This is a genomic window from Lentisphaera profundi, from assembly GCF_028728065.1.
Lineage (GTDB): Bacteria > Verrucomicrobiota > Lentisphaeria > Lentisphaerales > Lentisphaeraceae > Lentisphaera > Lentisphaera profundi.
This window is the reverse complement of the sequence record NZ_CP117811.1, coordinates 1,586,704-1,608,888: the sequence shown is the minus strand read 5'-3', so window position 1 is coordinate 1,608,888 and position 22,185 is coordinate 1,586,704. Positions and strand designations below refer to the sequence as shown.

General features: G+C 40.4%; 17 protein-coding genes. 9 read left to right on the top strand and 8 right to left on the bottom strand.

Going from position 1 to position 22,185, the window contains the following annotated elements:
* Positions 1-7: 7 nt before the first annotated feature.
* Complete coding sequence (locus tag PQO03_RS06320) at positions 8-4,102, bottom strand: DUF1553 domain-containing protein (RefSeq protein ID WP_274148798.1); 4,095 nt, start codon at positions 4,100-4,102, stop codon at positions 8-10.
* A gap of 130 nt (positions 4,103-4,232) precedes the next feature.
* On the opposite strand from PQO03_RS06320, the gene PQO03_RS06315 reads away from it, so the two are divergent.
* Complete coding sequence (locus PQO03_RS06315) at positions 4,233-5,210, top strand: Gfo/Idh/MocA family protein (RefSeq protein WP_274148796.1); 978 nt, start codon at positions 4,233-4,235, stop codon at positions 5,208-5,210.
* A gap of 5 nt (positions 5,211-5,215) precedes the next feature.
* On the opposite strand, the gene PQO03_RS06310 is transcribed toward PQO03_RS06315, so the two are convergent.
* The 3 genes from PQO03_RS06310 to PQO03_RS06300 all read right to left on the bottom strand — a co-directional run bounded on the left by PQO03_RS06310 (position 5,216) and on the right by PQO03_RS06300 (position 8,047).
* Complete coding sequence (locus PQO03_RS06310; RefSeq protein ID WP_274148795.1) at positions 5,216-5,995, bottom strand: IclR family transcriptional regulator; 780 nt, start codon at positions 5,993-5,995, stop codon at positions 5,216-5,218.
* A gap of 61 nt (positions 5,996-6,056) precedes the next feature.
* A complete protein-coding gene (locus tag PQO03_RS06305) occupies positions 6,057-7,004 on the bottom strand; it encodes a D-2-hydroxyacid dehydrogenase (RefSeq protein ID WP_274148793.1) in 948 nt (315 codons plus the stop codon).
* The gene (locus tag PQO03_RS06300; RefSeq protein ID WP_274148791.1) at positions 7,001-8,047 is read right to left on the bottom strand and encodes a Gfo/Idh/MocA family protein; all 1,047 of its coding nucleotides are present in this window, start codon (positions 8,045-8,047) and stop codon (positions 7,001-7,003) included. The genes PQO03_RS06305 and PQO03_RS06300 overlap by 4 nt, the downstream gene beginning before the upstream one ends.
* A gap of 173 nt (positions 8,048-8,220) precedes the next feature.
* Between PQO03_RS06300 and trxA the strand changes: the two genes are divergently transcribed.
* From trxA to PQO03_RS06275, 5 genes are all read left to right on the top strand, one after another.
* Entirely contained in the window at positions 8,221-8,607 is a 387-nt protein-coding gene (trxA, locus tag PQO03_RS06295; protein ID WP_274148789.1) for a thioredoxin, read from the top strand.
* Positions 8,608-8,756: 149 nt separating this feature from the next.
* Positions 8,757-9,539 (top strand): tRNA threonylcarbamoyladenosine dehydratase, encoded by a 783-nt coding sequence (locus PQO03_RS06290; RefSeq protein ID WP_274148787.1) that lies wholly within the window; start codon positions 8,757-8,759, stop codon positions 9,537-9,539.
* Position 9,540: 1 nt separating this feature from the next.
* Complete coding sequence (locus PQO03_RS06285; protein ID WP_274148785.1) at positions 9,541-10,344, top strand: enoyl-ACP reductase FabI; 804 nt, start codon at positions 9,541-9,543, stop codon at positions 10,342-10,344.
* Between the two features lie 131 nt (positions 10,345-10,475).
* Positions 10,476-11,723 (top strand): Vi polysaccharide biosynthesis UDP-N-acetylglucosamine C-6 dehydrogenase TviB, encoded by a 1,248-nt coding sequence (gene tviB, locus PQO03_RS06280; RefSeq protein ID WP_274148783.1) that lies wholly within the window; start codon positions 10,476-10,478, stop codon positions 11,721-11,723.
* A complete protein-coding gene (locus tag PQO03_RS06275; protein ID WP_274148781.1) occupies positions 11,723-12,736 on the top strand; it encodes an SDR family oxidoreductase in 1,014 nt (337 codons plus the stop codon). The genes tviB and PQO03_RS06275 overlap by 1 nt, the downstream gene beginning before the upstream one ends.
* Positions 12,737-12,825: 89 nt before the next feature.
* On the opposite strand, the gene PQO03_RS06270 is transcribed toward PQO03_RS06275, so the two are convergent.
* A complete protein-coding gene (locus tag PQO03_RS06270; protein ID WP_274148779.1) occupies positions 12,826-13,548 on the bottom strand; it encodes a YebC/PmpR family DNA-binding transcriptional regulator in 723 nt (240 codons plus the stop codon).
* A 225-nt stretch (positions 13,549-13,773) separates the two neighbouring features.
* Positions 13,774-14,541 (bottom strand): co-chaperone DjlA, encoded by a 768-nt coding sequence (gene djlA / locus PQO03_RS06265; RefSeq protein WP_274148778.1) that lies wholly within the window; start codon positions 14,539-14,541, stop codon positions 13,774-13,776.
* 314 nt (positions 14,542-14,855) lie between these two features.
* Between djlA and PQO03_RS06260 the strand changes: the two genes are divergently transcribed.
* From PQO03_RS06260 to PQO03_RS06250, 3 genes are read left to right on the top strand one after another with little or no spacing between them, the layout of a single operon-like run.
* Entirely contained in the window at positions 14,856-16,646 is a 1,791-nt protein-coding gene (locus PQO03_RS06260) for a glycoside hydrolase family 9 protein (RefSeq protein ID WP_274148776.1), read from the top strand.
* 9 nt (positions 16,647-16,655) lie between these two features.
* A complete protein-coding gene (locus tag PQO03_RS06255; RefSeq protein ID WP_274148774.1) occupies positions 16,656-18,281 on the top strand; it encodes a sulfatase family protein in 1,626 nt (541 codons plus the stop codon).
* Positions 18,282-18,293: 12 nt separating this feature from the next.
* A complete protein-coding gene (locus PQO03_RS06250) occupies positions 18,294-19,382 on the top strand; it encodes a glycoside hydrolase family 5 protein (RefSeq protein ID WP_274148772.1) in 1,089 nt (362 codons plus the stop codon).
* A gap of 64 nt (positions 19,383-19,446) precedes the next feature.
* Here PQO03_RS06250 and elbB read toward each other — a convergent pair whose 3' ends face one another.
* Together elbB and rimO are read right to left on the bottom strand one after the other, a co-directional pair.
* On the bottom strand, positions 19,447-20,094 hold the full coding sequence (elbB, locus tag PQO03_RS06245; protein ID WP_274148770.1) for an isoprenoid biosynthesis glyoxalase ElbB: 648 nt from the start codon (positions 20,092-20,094) through the stop codon (positions 19,447-19,449).
* A 648-nt stretch (positions 20,095-20,742) separates the two neighbouring features.
* Complete coding sequence (rimO, locus tag PQO03_RS06240) at positions 20,743-22,152, bottom strand: 30S ribosomal protein S12 methylthiotransferase RimO (RefSeq protein ID WP_274148768.1); 1,410 nt, start codon at positions 22,150-22,152, stop codon at positions 20,743-20,745.
* Positions 22,153-22,185 lie beyond the last annotated feature (33 nt).

Sequence of the window (22,185 nt, the reverse complement as noted above, 5' to 3'; positions counted from 1 at the left end):
GAGCTCCTTAATCTAGATAAATAAATTCATTGAGGTTGAGCATGATTAGACAGAATTGTTGCCATGCCTTATCATTGTTGCCATTATCCTTGGTGAATGTAGAAATAAAATCTTGGGCGATTTTGATTTCATCTGGCGTCGCTTGGGAAGATGTAATGAGTTGCCACGCGAGTTGAATCTTCTTAATTTCAGAATCACCGGCATCTTTTTTAAGTCTTTGGTGAAAATCATCTGCAGCTTGATTAATAAAATCAGAATTAATCATGCTCAATGATTGCGTTGGCGTGGTTGTTTGAAAACGAACCGCGCAGGAAGAGTCAGTCGTCGCACCATCAAAACTTTCTATAACAGGAAGAATAAGTGAGCGCTTGGTGAAAGTATAAACTGAGCGTCGGTATTGATGATTAGGATCTTTGTCTAAGCGTGTAGGCCAGGTGATTTTAGATTGACTAGCAAGTACTTCATCACTAATTTTGGGATAGACACTAGAACCACCATAATTCAGATTGAGCTTACCGGTTGCCGCCAAGATCGAGTCGCGAACTTCTTCGGAAGTAAGGCGACGCATATTAAAGCGCCAAAACAGATTGTTTCGAGGATCCATTTTAAGAGCTTTTTTATTGGCCTTAGAACTCATTTGATAAGAGGAACTGAGCATGATGTGTTTATGCATTTTTTTCCAGCTCCAATCATTTTCCCTAAAGGTAACTGAGAGGTAATGAAGGAGATTTTCGTGAGTAGGGCGGTCACCTAAGTTACCAAAGTCATTAGCACTACGCACAATTCCTCGCCCGAAGTGATATTGCCAAATGCGATTGACCATCACTTTGGATGTCATAGGACTCTCATTGACGAGCCATTCAGCTAAGGCACGACGGCGGCCACTTGAATGTGGTGTCGCCTTAATCTGTGCTTGGGTATCAGTGAGGATTATTGGGAAATGTGGTTCTATAACAGCACCTTTAGCATGGGCACTTCCCCGAATGAGTAGATGAGTTTTTCCTGCTTTATTTCCTTTTTCTCTAACCGCGAGCACATATTCAGCGACAGTGATGAGCTTAAGCGTCGTGTTGAGTTGATGCTTGAGTTTATTGTAGTGGGCAAATCTCTCTTGACCGAGGATTTGTTTTCCTTGTACTTTGATTACTTTCGCTAAGCTCTTGGCATTTAAACTATTTTCGGGTAGGGAGAGATGACGATTTTTAAATCCAGGACCACTCCACATAACTTTGAGACCTAAGCCTCCGATATTTTGGAAATATTCTAGTTTTATATCGTGTTCACCAGCCGTGAGTGAAAAGTTGTTTGCATGATCTTTTTTTGAAAAACCATGAATACCATCGAACTCAATGATTTGTTTACCATTGATAGTCAGGCGTGCGCCATCATCTGAATTTAAATAGAAGGTGTGAATACCTTTTTTGGCAACTTGTAATTTGCCCTCAAAAACGTAGCCGAAAGCAGTTTTACGTGAGGCTTGAGAAATATCGAAAAAGCCACTTTCAACAAGACCTTCTTCTTCAGCTTTAATCATGTCAAAATCGGGAAGTTTACTCCAGGTAGAGCGATAGAAACGAAATTTCAGCTTGCGGATGTCGGACTTTGAAGCTTGGCTTTTTAGAGCTAATTGCTGTTCGATTTGGGCAACTTCTTTAAGGACGACTTGGCGCTTAGTGTTAATTTTGACGTTTTGACTTTCCACTTGTTTTTTACGCTCTGGGCTAATGACATTGCTTAATATACTGTTTTCATGTCCACTACGTGAATAGGGTTTGATATTGTGAAAAAATGCCAGCATTCCGTAATAATTTTCCATGGGGATAGGATCGATTTTGTGTGAGTGACAACGAGCACAGCCCACGGTCATGCCCATGAAAACTTCTGTAGTCGTTTTTAATACATCATCATAGCCATCGTAAATGGACTGCAATCTATCGGCGGGTTCATCATCAAAAACTCCCAAGCGGTAATAGCCTGTAGCGGTGATAGTTTCGCGAGTTGGATTATCAAGTTCATCACCAGCGAGTTGTTCCATGATCATTTGGTCATAGCCCTTATCCTTATTAAAAGCATCAATAACCCATTGACGGTACTGCCATGCTTGGGGTTTATTGCCATCGCGTTCATAGCCATTAGTTTCGGCATAACGAACGAGGTCAAGCCAGTGACGGCCCCATTTTTCTCCGTAGTGTTTGGAGGCGAGCAGTTGGTCTAGAACTTTCTCGAAAGCTTGGGGTGATTTGTCGGCAATGAAGTCATCAATCTGTTTTTGAGAAGGGGCTAAGCCAATGAGGTCGTAATAAGCACGACGAATAAGTGTTTGTTTATCGGCTTTTTCAGCCGGACTAAGTCCCTTGTTCTCTAACTTTGCTAAGATGAACTTATCGATATTATTACTCGCCCATTGTTCATTATTAACTTTGGGAATAGCAGGCATTTTTTCAGGCTGATAGGCCCAAAACTTTTTCGTGTGTTCATTGACTTCGTTCTTTTTGACGAGCACGTGTTCTAAATCTTGCTGATAAGGAGCTCCACGCTGAATCCATTCAGTAAGAATAGCGATTTCGGAATCCATAAGTTTTTTCTTTTTGAAAGGCATCTTCATTTCGGGATCGAGATGATTGATGAAGTGAAGCAGACGTGATTGCGCAGGTTTTTGTAAATTAACAGCCATACCGAGATCTCCACCTTTGAGTAGATCCACCCGTGAAGCTAGCCAGAAATCAGATTTCATGTGTTTTTCATCATGGCCATGACATTCGAAACAGTTCTTTTCGAGAATGGGATGAACTTTCTCGGCGAAGAATTTCTCGTCAGCTTTTTGATCTTTTATAATGAGTGAGTTGGAAACGCTATTGCCAAATCCAGGGAAATCTTTGAATTGCCAAATGAGTTCTTTGTCACGCGTTATTTCAATAATTTGCGGATTCTCAGGACCTGCATGGCAATTACCAATGACATAATTACCATTCTCGAGAACTTGTAGAGTGGTGACCCAAGCCAGAGTGACGCCTGGGATGTCATTTTGCTTGAGGTGCCAGACAATTTCTTTTTCGGGACTTACTTCTAGAACGGAATGGCCATTGCCAGTGGCGATTAAAGTATTACCATTTTTTAATCTTAGGCAGGCGAAGCTACTATTGCCCCAAGCGTCAGGGCCATGCCCACCTTTTTTAGCTTTGCCAAAGAGTGGAATCTGATATTCCCAAACGACTTTTCCCTGTGGATCATATTCGCGAATAAATCCATCGCCTTCATGGGAGACGAGGTAATGACCGTTCTCTAATTTTCGTGCGAGGCGTGTATCTTTGTGAGGATGAGGATGATTGACTTTAAGTTTGATCTCTTTGTGGATTTTTCCTTTGGAATCGACTTCTATGATTCGTGCCGTGCCACTTTCGACAATCATGGTGTGGCCGTTTTCTAATCTTTGGAAAGCGTGGATTTCAACTCGTTTTCCCTTGTTGCCATTCATGAGTCCGGCATTATAAGTCCAAATGATTTTATGGCTTTTTGGATGGATTTCGATAATTTCTTGCATGTTGCGTTGTGTCAGGATATTGCCATTAGCCAAATAATGGAGGTCATGATGTGGACCAATTTTATACTGCCATTCAATTTTTCCGTATTTATCAAGGATGGCAATTTTTCCATTTCCTGCAGTAAGAATACGGTGACCAATTCCACGCATGATATGAGCAGTCTTTTCCGAGCTGATTTTTTTGCCATCAGTACTCTTATCTTTTAAAGTCAATGCTTTTGGCCATTTTGCGCCAGCCTTAATCCATTGCTTCATCGCCTCAATTTGGGTTTTATTGAGGGGTTCACCTTTGGGAGGCATGATGTCGTCATCATCGTGTGGCAACCCAATTCTTTCTATTAAGATACTATCTTCTATCTTGCCGGGAACAATAGCTTCCCCTTCGTCTCCACCTTTTAGAGAAGCTTCCAGAGTATCGAGTCTTAGTGAGCCTTTGTCTTTTTTTGGTCCATGGCATTTTATGCATTGACTTTCTAAAATAGGTTTTATATCCTTGTGAAAGTCGACGGCAAAGAGAGAGCTAGTGATGGTGGTGTAAGCGAGTAGTGAAGTCAACTTCATGCTTAGACATCTCCTTAAATTTTGTTCAAATATTAAAAGTTAGATAATTATAGTACTAGTAATTTGAAAAATCAAACTTATTTTTTAAGATATAGATAAAGTTTTAAATATCAAAATATAGGTTTTAAATATGAAAACATTAAAATGGGGGATTCTTGGTCCCGGACGAATTGCAGAGAAAGTTGCTGAGGCAATCCTGCAAAGTGAAAATGGAGAACTTTATGCAATCGGTTCAAGAAGTTTAGATAAAGCTGCGGATTTCGCAAAACGTTTTGGTGCAAGTAAGTCTTATGATTCTTACGAAGAACTCTGTGCCGATGATAAACTCGACATTATCTATATTGCTACACCACATAGTTTTCACTGTGAACATAGTATGATTGCCATGAAGCATGGTAAGCATGTTTTGTGTGAAAAGCCTTTTGCTTTAGATGCTGATGAAGCAAGTCAGATGATGAATTGTGCGAAAAAAAATAATGTCTTTCTGATGGAAGCCATGTGGAGTCGCTTTCTTCCAGGCATGAAGAAAGTAAAAGAGCTTTTAGCAAGCAATGCTATCGGTACTATAAAAACCTTTACGGCAAACTTTTGCTTTAGTTCTAGTCCAGAGCAAAAACCACGTCTATTTGAGCCCAGTTTAGGTGGTGGAGCTTTGCTAGATGTGGGCATATACCCAGTGACTTTAGCCTGTAGTTTTTTTGGTTTTCCGCTTAAGTCCTCTGCAAGAGCGGATTTAACTGATAAAGGCGTCGACGCAACGAGTTATTATAACTTAGAATTTGTTAATGGCGTAAAGGCTGAAATGTTTTCTAGTATTGTTCAAGAGGGTGATAGCAAAGCGGTCATTACTGGTGAAGAAGGACAAATCATTATTCATGCGAATTGCTGGACGCTACAATCAATCACTTTAAAAAATGGTAAAGAGACAAGTTTTCATACTCCCTATGAAGGCAGTGATTACCGTTTACAGATTGAAGAAGTGAATCAATGTATCGAACATGGGCTTAAAGAGAGCTCAGTAAATTCTTTTCAATGGACGCAAGGGATGATGCAAGTCATGGATGATCTTCGCGAAAAAATGGGCGTCGATTATAAGACGAAGATGTAAATGCTTTAAGCGCCGAGTTTTTTAGATATCTCAGTGGCAGCATCAATACAGGCTTGTCCGAGTTTAGGGAAGTTCTTTATAGGAATCCTACTCGAAGGACCCGTAAGCCATATTGCCGCAATCGGCTGACGCTTGGAGTTAAAAACGGGGGCTGCCACACAGCGCATTCCCTCGCGTTCTTCATCGCAGTCCACTCCATAGCCTTGGATTTTAGCTTTGGCTAATTCTGTACGAAAATCATCGGCATTTGTGATCGTATTCTTTGTATACTTTTCAAAAGACATCGCTTGGATGAAGCGATCCTGTTCTCTTTCACTCATGTGAGCTAGCATGGCTTTTCCCGGTGCAGCAGTATGGAGGCCAAACTGAGTTCCAATATCAACCGTGAACTTAAAACCGTGATGAGCAGGAGCTTGCTCAAGTACCACACCTTTTGTATCAACTAAAGTCCCGAAAAGAATGGTCTCTAAGGTTTCGTCACGAAGCTGTAACATACTTGGCCAAGCATTTTCTACTAAGCTTTTTTCAGCAAGGGTTGAGTGTGAAATATTCGTCATCTTATTGGTCAGGATATAAGCTTTGCTCAAGGGGTCACGCTCTAAAAATCCACGATGATCCATGGTTGCAGTGATGCGGAAGGCGGAGTTTTTTGGGATTTTTAGGGCGTCAGAAATTTCCGACATGGTCAGCCCCTTAGGATTGTCAGCTAATAATTCCATGACGCGCAAAGCTCGATCAAGGTTGGGGATGATATACGAGCTTTTAGTTTCTTTTTCAGATGACATAAATAATTCCTAATTGACTATTGTTTGAAATATAGCACAGAGATTGATATATAGAAATAGTTTAATTTACTTTGTTATAAACTGTACCATCAATAAAAGCCTGGATGTTATCTGCGGCAATTTGAATGAGCCTATCACGACACTCTTGTGCAGCCCAAGCAATATGTGGGGTAATAGCACAGTTTTTGGCTGAGAGTAGGGGATTGTCTGCTGCAGGGGGTTCAGCACTTAGTACATCTAAGCCAGCGGCGGCAATTTGACCCTTGTTGAGTGCATCAGCTAAATCAGCTTCATTGATGAGTGGTCCACGACCGGTATTGATAATCACGGCAGTAGTTTTCATGAGATTAAGGGATTTGGAATTGATAATCTCTTGGCTTTCAGGACTTAAAGGACAATGAAGGCTAATGATATCGCTTTGAGAAAAGAAATCATCATGCGTTAAACGTGGGGTCGAATCTTTTGCAGGTCTCGCAGATTCGAGGGCGACAATATTCATGCCCAATGCTTTTGCGATGTTCGCAACCTTTTGTCCAATTGCACCGAGGCCAATAATGCCGAGGGTTTTTTCTTGTAACTCATGGAGGCTTCCGTGGGTATATGAAAAATCTTGGCAGTTTGCCCATGCGCCACTTTTAGCGGATTCGGAATGCTCAGCGACTTTATTAAAAATATTGAGTATAAGGGCAATTGTATGCTGAGCGACAAAGGGAGTGGAGTAAGCAGGGATATTTGTTACCGTGATGCCTTGTGCGGCGGCAGCTTTTAAATCGACGACATTGGTACCAGTCGCAAGCACACCAATATATTTTAAACTTGGTAAAAGCGCCATGTCTTCGGCAGAGATGATAACTTTGTTAGTGAGCAAGGCTTCGGCATCTTTCGCTCTGGCTATGAGCTCACTAGGAGTAGTTCGTGCATGAATTTGGAGCTCAGTGATTTTTTCAATGGCGTTCCAATTCAGATCGCCGGGGTTGGCTGTGTAAGCGTCGAGAATAAGTGTTTTCATAATAGAGTTCCTAAATTTGATAAGTGAATGCGTTTGTCTTCTTGAAGACTAAGAGTCACGGCTTCGGTAAATTTCATGTATTGAAAAGCGGTATCGAAATCGGTTAAATTAATTTTTTCTGTACCGCGTATGGCATTGATGAATTCTTCTTCTACACGCCATATGGCATCGGCAGGTGGAGTAAAATTATGTAGCTGAAGTTCGGTATCACCTTTCTTGCCTAGGAGTAATTGATCATTTTTCAAATCTAAATGAGCCGTGCCATTTGATCCAAAAATCCAAATCGACTGAGGACAGTCCTCAAGTGCAGTGACGGAAGAAAACTGCAGATGAGCTTCCACACCATTGTCGACTTGGGCAAGAATATTAAGATGTTCGGGAATATCTACGGGGCGAGCTTTGCCATTGTAATCTTTTAAGCTACTAAATATTTTACCCGAAGCAATGACAGATTTGGCGGGACCTAGCCAGCGCGACATACTTTCGTAAAGTATGCCCATGAGCATAATATTGTTTCCAGAGATATCGCGGTTTTCTCGCCAATGCATGGGAGCATCTGCATCCAAGAAAGTATTAAAATTAAAGCGCCCATTGACGGCTAAAATATCTCCAAAGAAGTTGTTACCAATGAGTTTAATGATTTCAGTATCATATTTGAGGGTGAAAGGAGCAGGCACAATTTGAGCTATTTGCGATGGTCGCAAATGCGATTCATCAAGCATCTCACGAGCTTCGGCCAAGTCTCTTGCCATGCGTGCTTCGCAAAGAACATGCTTACCGGCTTTTAATGCTTCGCAGGTGAGTAGCTTGTGCATATTGGGCCAGGTGCCAATAAGGACAGCATCAATAGTGGGATCATGTATGATTTTCTGCCAATCGTCATAAGCATTCGCAATATTAAATTGATCGCAGACTTTTTGAGCCGATGCCATACTGCGGTTGGAAATGGCGACAATTTGTACTCCCTCAATTTTTTGTAAGAGGGGGATATGCTTCAGGCGAGTATTTTCTCCAGCGCCAATGATGCCAATGCGAATGTCCATGAAAAATCCTAGGCTTAATGAATTAAGAGCCATACTTAAGCACTAGTTTTATTAAAATGTTATGAGCCCAATAAAATAAATAAACTTTTTTTTGTGAATGTATGTAATGAATCCATCAAAATTTAGAATTAGTAATAGCAAGACATACAAAAACTTAACTAGGGATGATAAAGATGAAACTCAAAGCAATTTTACTCACATCAGTACTTTTAATGACACTTAATTTAAGTGCTGCCGATAAAAACGTTGTCGATCTTACTGATAAAGATTTCAAAGAAAATGTAATCCAACAGAAAGGAATAGTTTTAGTCGATTTCCACGCTACGTGGTGCGGTCCTTGTAAACAGCTAAGTCCAGAAATTCATAAACTCGCTGAAACGTATAAAGGCAAAGCTAAAATTGTGAAAGTTGATGTAGATAAAGCACCCAAAATTTCCAAGCAGTACAATATTCAATACATCCCTCATGTACTGCTCTTCAAGGATGGCAAACTTGTGAAAGTTGTCGAAGGGCGTGATGCTAAAAGTATAGGTAAAGATATTGAAGCAGCCATGAAATAGTCAAATAAAGAATTTTTTCAAAAAGTGCTCATTTAATGAGCACTTTTTTTGTGTCTAGATGAGTTTGGAACTTTTGGAATAGAGCTTATTTTGTCGGCATTATTGCACAGTACGATTAGTGCACAAAAATTATTTAATTGGAAGACTTTATGGAACTTGAAATAGGTTCATTTGAGCATCGTTTTAGCGGTATTCAGCGTTTATACGGAAAAACGAATGCTGAAGTTTTGCGAAAGGCGCATATTTTAGTTGTTGGCGTTGGCGGCGTTGGTTGCTGGGCAGTAGAAGCTTTAGCACGCGCGGGCATAGGGCAATTAACTTTAGTTGATTGGGATGATGTTTGCTTCTCTAACTCGAATCGCCAAATTCAAGCAATGACGGGCATGGCGGGTCGTGCCAAAGTAGAGATTTTGAAAGAACGCATTGCGCTCATTAATCCAGAATGCCAAGTTCATGCAGTGCGGGATTTTTATACAGCAGAAAATGCGAACGAGATTTTTACTCATGACTTCGATTTTGTGGTAGATGCGATCGATAGTCTCGGACCAAAATGTCATTTAATAGCTGAATGTAGAGATCGTGGTATTGGCATGGTCGTTTCGGGTTCTGCCGGAGGACGTTTAGATCCCTCTCGAATTGAGGTGGAAGATCTATCTCGAACTAAATATGATGCCTTAATTGCGCGTGTTAGAAAGAAGCTTCGAGCTGATTATGGTTTTACTCGCTATGAAGGCAAGAAGTTTAAAGTGGAAGTTGTCTATACTCAGGAAGTCCCCGTTTTACCTGAGAACTGTGAAGTTGGAGAGGGCGATTCACGTAATTTAGATTGTCGTACTGGCTACGGAACAGCAACTTTTATGACGGGAGTTATTGGTTTTATAATGGCAGAACGTGCAGTCGCAGGAATTTTAAATAAAGTAAAGGGTAGCTAGGATGTCGTTTTTAAATCTCGAAGAAAAAACTTTTGTCGTACTTGGCGTAGCAAATAAAAAATCAGTCGCATGGGGCATTGCCTCCGGTTTGGAAAGCGAAGGAGCTCAAGTTATTTATATTGTTCGCTCTGAAAAACGTAAAGAAGAACTCTCTGCACGTCTTTTAAAAGATCGTCAAATCGTTATTTGTGATGTTGAATTTCAAGACCAAATTGATTCGGCTGCAGAAACAATCAAAACTCTAGCACCCAATGGCCTAGATGGCTTTGTACATTCCATTGCCTTTGCGAATTACTCAGAAGGCTTACAGCCTTTTCATTCCACAGTAAGAAAAGATTTTCTGCAAGCCGTAGATATCTCTTGCTTCTCATTGATAGCAATGACCAAAGCTTTGAAGCCGCAGTTTAATCCAGATTCCGCTATTGTGACGGTATCAATTTCCACCACGCGTATGGCGTCGGAAAATTATGGTTACATGGGGCCGGTGAAAGCCGCTCTTGATTCATCGGTTGCTTTCTTGGCAAAATCATTGAGTGCAGATACGAATATCCGCGTTAATGCCATTGGCGCCTCTTTATTAAAAACATCCGCTTCTGCAGGCATACCAAATTATATTAATTCATACTTATTTGCTGAAAAAGTGATTCCGCGCAAAAAAGCTTTGACTACTAAAGAAGCCGCTAATACAGCCTTGTTTTTATTGAGTCCTAGTTCCAGTGGAATTAATGCTCAAACAATTGTTGTGGATGCCGGAATGAGCATCAATTATTTTGATCGAGATGTGATTAACGATTGCATGCGTTGATCTGGCTATACTTAATACAAAGTTAATTTGCGACAAAGTGTGGGAACTCTCCTCGCTTTGTACGTGATGACTTTGATTATCTGTAGGCTTGAGTCAGATTAAGAGAAATGAGTAAAAACTAGGGATTTTTGATGAAAATTGCGATTATTGGTCTGGGCTATGTGGGTCTTCCTCTGGCGGTAGAATTTGGTAAGAAAGTAGAAACTATTGGCTTTGATATAAATCAAGGACGTATTTCAGCACTCAATAAAGGTCATGATAGTACCTTTGAAGTAGAGAATGAAGAGTTCAAAGAAGCTGAAAAAGTAAGTTTCACCAGTGAAATTAATGATTTAAAGGGTTGTGACTTTTATATTGTTACCGTGCCAACACCCATTGATAGAGCAAAAAAACCTGATCTTGGACCTTTGATGAGTGCTTCAAAAACTGTCGGTCAAGTCATCGAAAAGGGTGCAGTGGTTATTTACGAATCAACTGTTTATCCTGGTGCTAGTGAAGAAGTTTGTATCCCCATTGTAGAAGACGTTTCGGGACTGAAATTTAATAAGGATTTCTTTGCGGGTTATTCACCTGAGAGAATTAATCCAGGTGATAAAAAACATCGTCTCCCTAATATTTTAAAAATCACATCTGGCTCCACGCCAGAAATTGCAGATAAAGTTGATGATCTATATAAAATGATCATTGTTGCGGGCACCCATAAAGCCTCAAGTATCAAAGTTGCGGAAGCCGCAAAAGTGATTGAGAACACCCAAAGAGATGTCAATATTGCTTTAGTGAATGAGTTGTCTTTAATTTTCAACCGAATTGGGATTGATACGCTAGAAGTCTTAGAAGCGGCAGGAACGAAATGGAATTTCTTACCCTTTAGACCAGGCTTAGTCGGAGGTCACTGCATTAGTGTTGACCCTTATTACCTGACGCATAAAGCCCAAGAACTTGGCTATCACCCAGAAATAATTTTAGCTGGTCGCCGTTTAAATGATAATATGGCAAACTTTGTGGCTCAAGAAGTTGTAAAACTTATGATTAAAAAAGCTCACGCCGTATGCAATGCAAAAGTACTTGTTTTAGGAATTACCTTTAAGGAAAATTGTCCTGATGTGCGAAATTCTGGTGCCGTACAAGTGTACCATGAATTAGCGGAGTTTGGCTGCAATGTCGTTGTTTACGACCCATGGGCTAATAAAGATGAAGTGAAGCATGAATATGGCTTTGACTTAGTTGAGCAATTAGAAAACGATTATGATGCGGTGGTACTTACTGTTGGTCACGATGAGTTTAAAGAACTCGACTTGAATACAATAACACATGATACCAGTGTGATTTACGACATAAAATATGCTCTAGATAAAAAACAGGTGGATGGTCGTCTTTAATGAATAAGTACGGACTCATTTATAATGCTAAGGTACTTATCACGGGTGGAGCTGGTTTTATCGGTTCTAACCTCGTAGATAGCTTATTGGAGCAGGGCAACCTTGTTCGTGTTTTAGATGATTTCTCAACCGGTTTTGAAAGTAATTTAGAAAAGCATTATAATTTTGCGGATCAAAAAAGCATCAATCAAAATTTCGAACTCATTCGTGGAGATATTCGCGACCAAGAAGTTTGTGCAATTGCATGCGAAGGGATTGATTACGTTTTTCATCAAGCAGCCTTAGGCTCAGTTCCTCGTTCCATCAATGACCCCATTCTCACGAATTCAGTCAATATAACGGGCTTCCTGAATATGCTCACCGCATCTAGGGACGCCAAAATTAAACGCTTTATTTACGCAGCGAGTTCATCGACCTATGGAGATTCAAAAGACTTACCGAAAGTAGAAGATAATATCGGCAAGCCACTGTCTCCTTATGCGGTGACAAAGTACGTCAATGAACTGTACGCCGATGTCTATTATAAAACCTATGGCTTAGAGACTATGGGTCTTCGTTACTTCAATGTCTATGGTCGTCGCCAAACTCCTGATGGAGCTTATGCGGCAGTGATACCTCTCTTTGTGGATCATTTGATTAAGCATCAGTCACCACAAATTAATGGCGATGGAGGGACTTCTCGAGATTTTACCTATATAGATAATGTTATAAAACTCAATCAATTGGCGGCACTCAGTTCTGATGAAGCCTCTTTTGGTCAGGTCTTTAATTGTGCTTGCGGTGATAGCACCAGCCTCAATGAACTTTTTAATGTTCTCAGAACTGAGCTCAGTAAATTTGATGCTGATATAGCACAAGTCGAAGTCAATTATGGACCTGAGAGAGCAGGGGATATACGTGACTCTTTGGCAGATATTAGCAAAGCTAAGTCACTACTTAAGTATGATGATATCATCGGTTTTGAGCAAGGAATAAAAGACTGCGTTCAATGGTACTGGGATAATCTAAAATAGCTTTGATCCTAGTACATATTATGAGTTCACAAAAAAGCCTTATGAATAATAATTCATAAGGCTTTTTTGATTTTGAAAATTTCTAGAACTTAGTCTTCGAGTTCCGCGTTGTGATAGATCTCTTGAACATCATCGCAATCATTGAGCATATTGATGAATTTTTCAAAGCGGGCTTCATCCTCTTTGCCGACTGCATGCATTGCTTGCGGCTCAAAAGTAATTTCTTCCACTTCAAAATGAATGTCAGCATTTTCTTCTGTGAGAGTAGTTTTTACTTTATAGAATTCAGTATGAGGCGCAAAAACCGTGACAATGCCTTCTTCTACAGTGACATCAGTAACGTCGATATCAGCCATCATCAGTGTCTCTAATACGACTTCATCGTCATCCCCTTTAAAAGCAAAAATAGCTTGATGCTCGAACATGTGAGCGACTGAACCTGGTCCGCCGAGTTTACAGTCACATTTGGTGAAACAATTACGGACTTCTGAAATGGTACGGTTACTATTATCAGTTAAGCAATCGACAATAACCATACAGCCACCGGGGCCATAACCCTCGTAGCGAGCGGGGAGGTAATCTTCACCACCGCCACCCTTGGCTTTTTTAAGAGCATTTTCAATAACGTGTGAGGGGACAGAACTCTTTTTTGCCTTGTCAATTACGCGACGAAGTAAGGGGTTGTGATCGGGGTCGGCACTCATGTTTTTTGCACAAACATAAATTTCTTTAGCAAACTTGGTGTAAAGTTTGATTTTCATGGCACCGGTTTTTGCCATAGAATGTTTACGGTTTTCGAAAGTTCTTCCCATAATAAATCTCTTACTTAAAATTAATATTTCGTATAACAGAATCTAAGTGGCACTAAGCTTTTTGAAAGTGAGTAAGACTTGAAATCCCTACTTATCCCCAGATTTCATTCTTTTATCTCTGGTAGAGCTCACGCTTGCTTAAAGCATCTTTGCTTTAACTAAGTAAAATAGTCATACTCAGAATAAAAGCGCTCCATTTCTATGGGGCTAAATTAATTAGTGAAATTACTTGGCACGAGACTTTTTGATCGCCTCGTAAGCTTCGTTGATTTTTACGATTTCTTTATTGGCAAAATCCATAAATTCCTCTGAAAGACCTCTGCTTGCAAGTGTATCGGGATGAAACTCACGACATTTTTTGCGGTAAACTTTTTTGATTTCGATATCAGTCATTTCCGGCGTACATTCAAGTATTTGGTAGTGGTTCGCCAATTCACTTGCTGAACTTTGGCCTGATCGCCCTTGGCGAAAGCGCGCTTCCATAGCTTCAAAAACATTGCGCTGGACCTTGAGGTAAGGGCTGATCTTTCTTAAAATAGCTTCTTCGTCAGGGTGGATATGACCATCCGCCATTGCTACAGTAAAGAGCACTTCATACAACATGAAATGCATATCTGCCTGAGGAAAGACTTGGACAAATTGCTTTAGGTAATCGAGGATGGGGGTATTATCATCTTTAGCAGCTCGCACAATTGAAATGGCATATTCACGTTGCTTGGGCTCCAGTTTTAACTGATGCTTAATGAAGTGCTCAATAAAATCGATTTCTTCTTTAGTTATTTTCCCATCAGCTTTCGCCATCTTGCCCACGAGAGTGAAAATAGTCACAAAAAAGATCATTTCTTGTTCTTCACGTGAGCTGATTCTTGGCTGATTAGTCGAAGTCTCGGCATCAATTAAAGTATGGCCGAGAGCCGCACCCGCCATGGCACCCAGAGGGCCACCTATCATGAAACCAATTGTTCCACCAGTAATCTTGCCAAACCAAGACATATTTTTCTCCGAACTCTAAATTAATTTTCGAACTTTACACGTCTTCATCAGCAAGTCGAATGCAGAACGATCTTTTCTCTTGCCTTCATCTTTTATGTTCTTACTTATTTTTCCATTCTTTTTTATCTATAAAGAATGATTTATATCTTATTTGAATAAAAAGATGTTTTATTTACGGTAGTTGAATCTATTAGCGGTATTGATCACAATGACTTGCGATAAATATCATATTTTTAAGCAGGAACTGTCAATTAATGCTGCTCGACAGTTATTAAGATGTGTATATAATCAAAACTTCTTAGGATGATAATTACATGATCTTATCAAAAAAACTCAATGCATTACTTTTTGGCCTAGCTTGTACAAGTTCGTATCTGTTTGCGCAAGACGCAAAATTAAGTGAAAAAATACGTGTCAATCAAGTTGGCTATTTCGCTGGCGAGGAAAAAACCGCTGCCATACAAGTCCCTCTTAGTATCTTTAAATCATCAAAACGCTGGGGCGAAGGTGCCAGTTTTGAGATTGTGAAGATCAATCCAAAATCAGAAAAAACTGTTTATTCATCGAAACTACAAAAAGCTAATTATTATCCTTTTTCAAAGGAAGCAGTGAGGCTCGCAGATTTTAGTGAAGTCAAAGAAGCGGGTACGTATTACTTAAAAGTAGGGGATGAACGCTCCTTTGATTTCGAAATCAATAATTCCATTTATGATGAGGTTTCTAAATCGGCATTGAAAATGTTTTATTATTTCCGTTGCTCAGATGAAGTCACTGAAAAAAATGGTGGCCAATGGCATCGACCTTCAGGAAAGCCTGATACAGAAGTTTACGTTCATGAATCAGGGGCGTACACGGGACAAAAAGCAGGTACCAAAATGTCAGCACCAGGCGGATGGTTTGATGCCGGAGATTATAATAAATACTCAGTGAATGCAGGGATTTCCACCTTCAGTTTACTCGCTCTTTATGAAGCTATGCCACAAGCTTTCCCGGATGGATCTTTGGATATACCAGAGAGTGGCAATGGAGTCCCCGACTTACTTGATCAAGCTTGGTGGAATATTAAATGGTTTGAGATGATGCAGGATCCTACTGATGGTGGCGTTTATCATAAACTCAGCACTATGGGCTTTGCGCCAGTTAATGAACTTCCGCACCAACATACAGCCAAACGTTGGATGATTGGAAAAACGACTTCGGCAACTTTAAATTATGCGGCGACAATGGCGATGGCTTCACGTATTTTCAGTAAGTACGAATCTCATTACCCTGGCTTCGCTGCGAGAGCTTTAAAGAAATCAAAAATGGCTTTGCAATGGGCTGAGAAAAATCCTTGGAATCGTTTTGTTCAACCAGAGGGCTGTTCCACGGGTAAATACGAAGATGAGAACTATAGCTTTGTCGATGAGCTTGCGTGGGCAAAAACGGAACTCTTTATCACTAGCGGTGATAAAAGCTACTTAGAAGGAACGGCTATTCCTTATTTAGATATACATTCTCCCGTATGGACGCATGTTCATGCCTTACCCTATATTTCTTTAGTTCACAACAAAGATAAAGTTAAAGATTTGATTGACATGGATGCGGTAGAACAAAGACTACGAGAATTTGTCGACTACTTAATTTTTGATGCGATGGAAGCCACTGGAGTGGCTTATCGTATGGGCAATAAACGTTTTGAATGGGGCAGTAATGGCTTTGTCGCCAACCAAGCCATGCTAGCTTTAGTTTGTTATCAGACAAACAAAGATAAAAAATATCTGAATTTCGCTATTTCTCACATGGATTATTTACTGGGAAAGAATCCATTAAATCATTGTTTTGTAACATCTTTCGGTAAAAAGAAGAGTATGAACGTACACAATCGCTTATGTATGGCCGATGGTATTAAAGATCCTATCCCAGGCATACTTGTGGGTGGACCTAATCCTTGGGAAATCATTTGGGACTTAGGCCCCGAGGCATACCCTTCTGTTTTACCTGCTTTATCGCATTTAGATTCAGATAAATCTTTTTCAACAAATGAATCTGCTATTAACTGGAATGCAGCTCTAGTTTACGTCAGCGCTTATTTGAATTACGAACTCAACAAAAGTACTAAATAAGGTTTTATAATGACTATTTCTCCAATAAAATTATTTTTCTCCCTAGGTCTGCTTTTGGCGGTGAATTCAAGTTTTGCGGTATCTAACAATGATCAGCAAACTCCACCTGCTGAGCAACCCAATATTATTTTCTTTATTGCCGATGATATGCGTCCTCGTCACTTCAATTGTCTCGATGAAGGCAAAGGTAAAAACTACACGCCTAATTTAGATCGTATGGCTCAAGAAGGTATTGTGCTCAATGAACAACACGTCGTCTCTCCTGTATGTACTCCTAGCCGCTATAATTGCCTGACGGGTAAATATGCGAGTCGAGCGAGTAATGCTTTCTTTAAGCAAGTAACGAAAGCTAATGATAATCAGACTGTGGTTGAATTCAATACTCATATTACTAAGCAAGATCAGAGCTTACCAAAATTGTTAAAAGACTTGGGTTACACAACTTCTATGAGTGGAAAAAATCATGTTGTACACGCTCATGGATTGAAACGTCCTAAGGATTTTGATGGCAGTGCTAAAGATCCTAAAAATGTGGCAATACTCAAAGCAAATCACGACCATGTTCAACAGGCCATGCGCGAAGCTGGTTTCGATCATGTGGGCAATGTTTATCACAATAACCCAGATTTCTTGGGGCTTCATGAAGTCGCAGTTCAGAACATGGATTGGATCACACAAAGTTCTGTGGACTTCCTCAAGCAAAAGCGCGATAACCCTTTCTTCCTTTATTTAGCCACCACAATTCCACATGCACCAGATGCGGATAAACGTTCATGGAATGCCAACCCTTTAATTACGCCGATTGGTTATTTGGATAAGCCACTCACAGTACAGCCTGCACGTGCAACGATTCCTGCTCGCCTCAAAGCAAATGGCTATAAAGTCAATAGAGACACCTGTAATATGTTATGGTTGGATGACTCGCTTGGCGCTTTAATCAAAACCTTAGAAGAAGAGGGGGAGCTCGACAATACAATCATTTTCTTCTTTAATGACCATGGCCAAAATTCTAAGGGAACACTTTATCAAGGTGGCGTTCATAATCCGAGTATCATTTGGAAAAAGGGCGGTTTTAAAACGGGTAAGAAACTCGATGCGATTGTCTCCAATGTAGATTTCGCTCCCACGATAGTAGATATGGCTGGTGGTAAAAGCATTGACAAAAATTTCGATGGTATCAGTATCTTACCTTACTTAAATAAAGAAAAAGAAGCTGATAAAGATCGCATTCTCTATCATGAACTCGGCTATGCTCGTGCAGTTCGCCTCGGGAATTGGAAATACTTAGCAGTGCGCTATCCGCAAAAATATGAAAATATGACTGATGAAGAACGTAGCAAAGCACTGAAAGAATGGAATGCGGAGAGACGTCGCAAGCATATCAATATTGTAACCGAAGATCCGAAGGCTCCTTTTAGTCACCTCACAGCTCTACCTGGTGGTGGACATGCCGAATCAGAATCTACTGGTTCTTATCCCGCTTATTTTGACAAAGATCAGCTCTATAACTTAGACTTAGATCCCAAAGAACAAAAAAACTTAGCCAGTAATCCCGAGTATCAAGAAAAACTCAAAGAGATGCAAAAAATCTTACAGGGAATCACGACTGAGCTTCCTGGCAACTTTAATCTTTAAGGATATAAACAAATGAAAAAATTCTCATTTATCACGAGCCTTTTAGTAGCGGCTTTTTTATTAGGATCATGTCAATCTCATCGTGAAGATAAGGGAAAATCGGAATCCGTTAAAATTCAAAAAGTATCTGTGCAAGGGAATCTACTTGTTGATGCCAAAGGAGATAAGGTCATTTATAAAGGTTTAGCCTTAAATGATCCTGCGGTACTGACTGCAGAAAAAGAATGGAACGAAGCTCACTTTGACCACATTCAAAAATGGGGTGCCAATGTTGTACGTATTCCCATAACACCAAGTAATTGGCAAAAGCATGGCAAAGAATTTTATTTCGATGCCATTGATAAAGCCGTAACTTGGTCAAAAACTCGTGGAATCTCCATTATGATTGATTGGCATTCCATTGGTAATTTGAAGGATAGAAAATTTCAACGTCCAGGTTATACCACCACACTTGAAGAGACTATCGAATTTTGGGACTTGATGTCTAAGCGTTATAAAAATGAAGAGACTGTAGCGTTTTATGAAATCTTCAACGAACCCACAACTTTTTTTGGTAAGCTCGGAGAAATGACTTGGGATGAATGGCGTGCCATCGTCCAAATCATTGGTCAAACAATTCGTAGTAATGATGATGACACCGTGATTATTGCTGGTGGCCTCAATTGGGCCTATGATTTACGTGATGCCAAAAATAAGCCTTTCCTCTTAGATAATTTAGCTTACTCAGTTCATCCCTACCCACAAAAATCTAAAGATGATAAAAATAGTAGCATGGAAGAAAAATGGGACAAGACTTGGGGCTTCATGGCCCAAAAGTATCCTTTAATTGCTACTGAATTTGGCTATATGTCTGAAGATGATAAAGGAGCTCATATTCCCTGCATTGGTGATGATGCCTGGGGCAAGCGCCTTGTGAATTACTTCAATAAAAATAATATAAACTGGACGGTATGGTGTTTTCATTGGTCTTGGACACCTTCACTCATTGAGCGTGACTATTCACCCAGAGAAGGTCAGGGCCAGTTCTTTAAAGATGTCATGAGCAATAACATTACAAATTTTGATGATGTGAAGATTCCCGTGATTGGAGCAAAGAACTAAACTTTAGTTCATTAAAATTCTGAAATAAAAGAGCTACCAGTTTTAACGGATAGCTCGATTTTATTTAGTAATTGATAACTTTTTTGACGAGTTTTTCAATACCTAACCATGCTTCTGCAGGCCCTTTGGCTAACATATAAGCAGGCGTAGTAACGAGTTTATTAGCTTCATCCACTACAATGTCACCCACCGTACAATCTCGATGAATAGCGCCGCAAGCCTCGATGGCATCCGCAGTTCCTTCATCATTTCCAATTGTCAGTAAAACTTCTTCTTTGCCTAAGACTTTTGCGAGTAGAGCAGGGGCAATACACATCGCCGCAATCACTTTCCTATCCTGAAAGAACTCCAGTATCAGTTTTTCTACTTCTTGATTGACAGTACAATCGGGTCCCTTGAGAGCAAAGTCACAGAGATTCAGAGCTGCACCAAAACCACCAGGTAGAATGAGTGCATCATAATCCTCTGATTTCACCTCGGCTAAATCCAAAATTTCCCCACGAGCAATTCTAGCAGATTCTTCGAGTACATTTCGTTTATTTTGTGAAGGCTCATTATTGAGGTGATTCACATTCGCATATTGCTCAACATTTGGAGCCATGCACTGATACTTTACTCCAGCTTGATCTAGGGCTAATAAAGTTAGCGTCGCCTCGTGAATTTCCGAACCATCAAAAACTCCTGCGCCTGATAAAACAACTGCAATATTCATTCTCTGACCTCATTAATTATTTCATTTCTTTAAATTAAGACCAAGCAAGAAAAACTGCCAGTTCGGCATACAAAATTTTGCGAAGCTAAACCGCCTGCTGAGGCTCTCCTTCCGCCGGAGGCATTTATAGATTTTTACTATGCTAGGGAACTTAAGCACATGCCGAAGGTATGTAGTAGGGTAGCCACCGGATTTATCCGGTGGGTATTGTTGAAAAAATGATAGTCATGCCGAAGGTATGAAGGAAAACCCTCTGCAGCGTACCTTCGGCACACACCTTACTTTTTTCAAACACCACGGACTTACGTCCATGACTACATTTCTAAGCTCTTCGAGCTCAAATATCTGTCAGTATCTCTTGATTTCCCTACCATTAGGCGAAGTCCCAGTATAAATACCTCCGGTGGCCGAGCAGACCTCGGGGCCATACTGAAAAAGGTAGTAGCACGTGTAAACACCCTTAAATCCCCATCCATTAGAGGCTCTCCTTCCGCCGGAGGCATTGATTGATTTTATTCTGTGGAACTCAGCTAGACCTGCGGGAAATTTTTCCCAAACGACAGTAAAAGCACCCTAGATCCTTAGCTACTTCATCAAAAAAAAAGCCCCATCCGAAGAAGGGGCTTTTTGGAAACTTGATTAGTAGAACTACTTAACGAGTGTGCCGTACAAATCGTAATCTGTGGCTTCTTCGATATGCACTGTCACGAACTGCTGCTTCAGGATTGATTCATCTGCAGAGAAGTGAACGAGGTTATCCACATCAGGAGCATCGCCCTCGGTGCGTGATAAGACGTAATAAATACCTTCTTCTTCCATGACGGCTTCATCAAAGCGTTCATCACTTGTATCGATATCAGTTTTCAAGAAAGCTTCGTCGACAATGACACGCAAATCTTGATCGGCGAAACGCTGATTTTTCTCGTAGGAAATGTCTTGCTGAATGGCCATGATTTTATCTTTACGGGCCGCAGAAGTTTCTGGGTCAGCAAAATCTTCGAGTGATTTAGCGTGAGTATTTTCTTCATGTGAATAAGTAAAAACACCTAAGCGATCAAATTGCTGTTCCTTAACGAAATCTACGAGCTGATCGAATTCAGCTTCTTCTTCACCAGGATGACCCACGAGTAAAGTCGTACGCATCACAACACCAGGCATCGCCTTACGGAATTTATCTAGGAGGATTTCAGTACGCTTGCGAGTGATACCGCGACGCATTGATTTGAGTACTTTGTCAGCACCATGCTGAAGTGGCATATCAATGTATTTAGCAATGTGCTTAGACTTAGCAAAAGTATCGATTAACTCATCGGTCACAGTTGTTGGGTAGAGGTAGAGTAAACGCACCCAGTATTCATCACAATCGAGCTTATCAAGTGCTTTGAGTAACTCAGCAGTATTGGACTCATCTTTTAAATCAGAACCATAACCAGTAGAATCTTGTGAAACGAGAATGATTTCGCGAACACCGCTATTGAGTAGGGCTTGAGCTTCTTTAACAATAGATTGAATTGTACGGCTACGCAATTTACCACGGAAGGTTGGGATCGCACAGAAACTACACTTATGATTACAGCCTTCGGAAATCTTGATATAGGCGTAGTGAGCGGGTGTTACCAATAAGCGTGGCGTATTTTCATCGTAGAGGTAAACCGGTAAATCATCTTTCTGAATAGTATTAATACTCGGCATTTTGCGCAAGAGGTTATTCACCATTGTACCAATGCTGGCAACATCATCAAGGCCGAGAAATAAATCTACATCGGGGTGATTCTTCTTGGTTTCTTCAGGGCTTCTTTGGGGAAGGCATCCAGCAACAACAACCTTGCGGCTTTTGCGTTTCTTTTTCCAAGTAATCGCATCCATAATAGCGGCATTAGACTCTTGGCGAGCACCTTCAATAAAACTACAAGTATTGACAACGAAGATATCGGCATCATCCAAATCACCTGTGATCATCACACCACTTTTGGCCATACTACCAAGCATAACTTCGGTATCAACTAGATTCTTTGCACAACCTAGGCTGCTGACGCAGATTTTTGCTGTTTTAGGCATAAGTTATTTCCTTTAAATTAATTTGCTGACAGA

Coding starts and splice junctions, on each gene's coding strand:
- PQO03_RS06255 (WP_274148774.1), top strand. CDS start 16,656: ATGACTATTTCTCCAATAAAATTATTTTTCTCCCTAGGTCTGCTTTTG.
- PQO03_RS06260 (WP_274148776.1), top strand. CDS start 14,856: ATGATCTTATCAAAAAAACTCAATGCATTACTTTTTGGCCTAGCTTGT.
- PQO03_RS06270 (WP_274148779.1), bottom strand. CDS start 13,548: ATGGGAAGAACTTTCGAAAACCGTAAACATTCTATGGCAAAAACCGGT.
- trxA (WP_274148789.1), top strand. CDS start 8,221: ATGAAACTCAAAGCAATTTTACTCACATCAGTACTTTTAATGACACTT.
- PQO03_RS06305 (WP_274148793.1), bottom strand. CDS start 7,004: ATGAAAACACTTATTCTCGACGCTTACACAGCCAACCCCGGCGATCTG.
- tviB (WP_274148783.1), top strand. CDS start 10,476: ATGAAAATTGCGATTATTGGTCTGGGCTATGTGGGTCTTCCTCTGGCG.
- djlA (WP_274148778.1), bottom strand. CDS start 14,541: ATGTCTTGGTTTGGCAAGATTACTGGTGGAACAATTGGTTTCATGATA.
- PQO03_RS06290 (WP_274148787.1), top strand. CDS start 8,757: ATGGAACTTGAAATAGGTTCATTTGAGCATCGTTTTAGCGGTATTCAG.
- PQO03_RS06250 (WP_274148772.1), top strand. CDS start 18,294: ATGAAAAAATTCTCATTTATCACGAGCCTTTTAGTAGCGGCTTTTTTA.
- rimO (WP_274148768.1), bottom strand. CDS start 22,152: ATGCCTAAAACAGCAAAAATCTGCGTCAGCAGCCTAGGTTGTGCAAAG.
- PQO03_RS06310 (WP_274148795.1), bottom strand. CDS start 5,995: ATGTCATCTGAAAAAGAAACTAAAAGCTCGTATATCATCCCCAACCTT.
- elbB (WP_274148770.1), bottom strand. CDS start 20,094: ATGAATATTGCAGTTGTTTTATCAGGCGCAGGAGTTTTTGATGGTTCG.
- PQO03_RS06315 (WP_274148796.1), top strand. CDS start 4,233: ATGAAAACATTAAAATGGGGGATTCTTGGTCCCGGACGAATTGCAGAG.
- PQO03_RS06285 (WP_274148785.1), top strand. CDS start 9,541: ATGTCGTTTTTAAATCTCGAAGAAAAAACTTTTGTCGTACTTGGCGTA.
- PQO03_RS06275 (WP_274148781.1), top strand. CDS start 11,723: ATGAATAAGTACGGACTCATTTATAATGCTAAGGTACTTATCACGGGT.
- PQO03_RS06300 (WP_274148791.1), bottom strand. CDS start 8,047: ATGGACATTCGCATTGGCATCATTGGCGCTGGAGAAAATACTCGCCTG.
- PQO03_RS06320 (WP_274148798.1), bottom strand. CDS start 4,102: ATGAAGTTGACTTCACTACTCGCTTACACCACCATCACTAGCTCTCTC.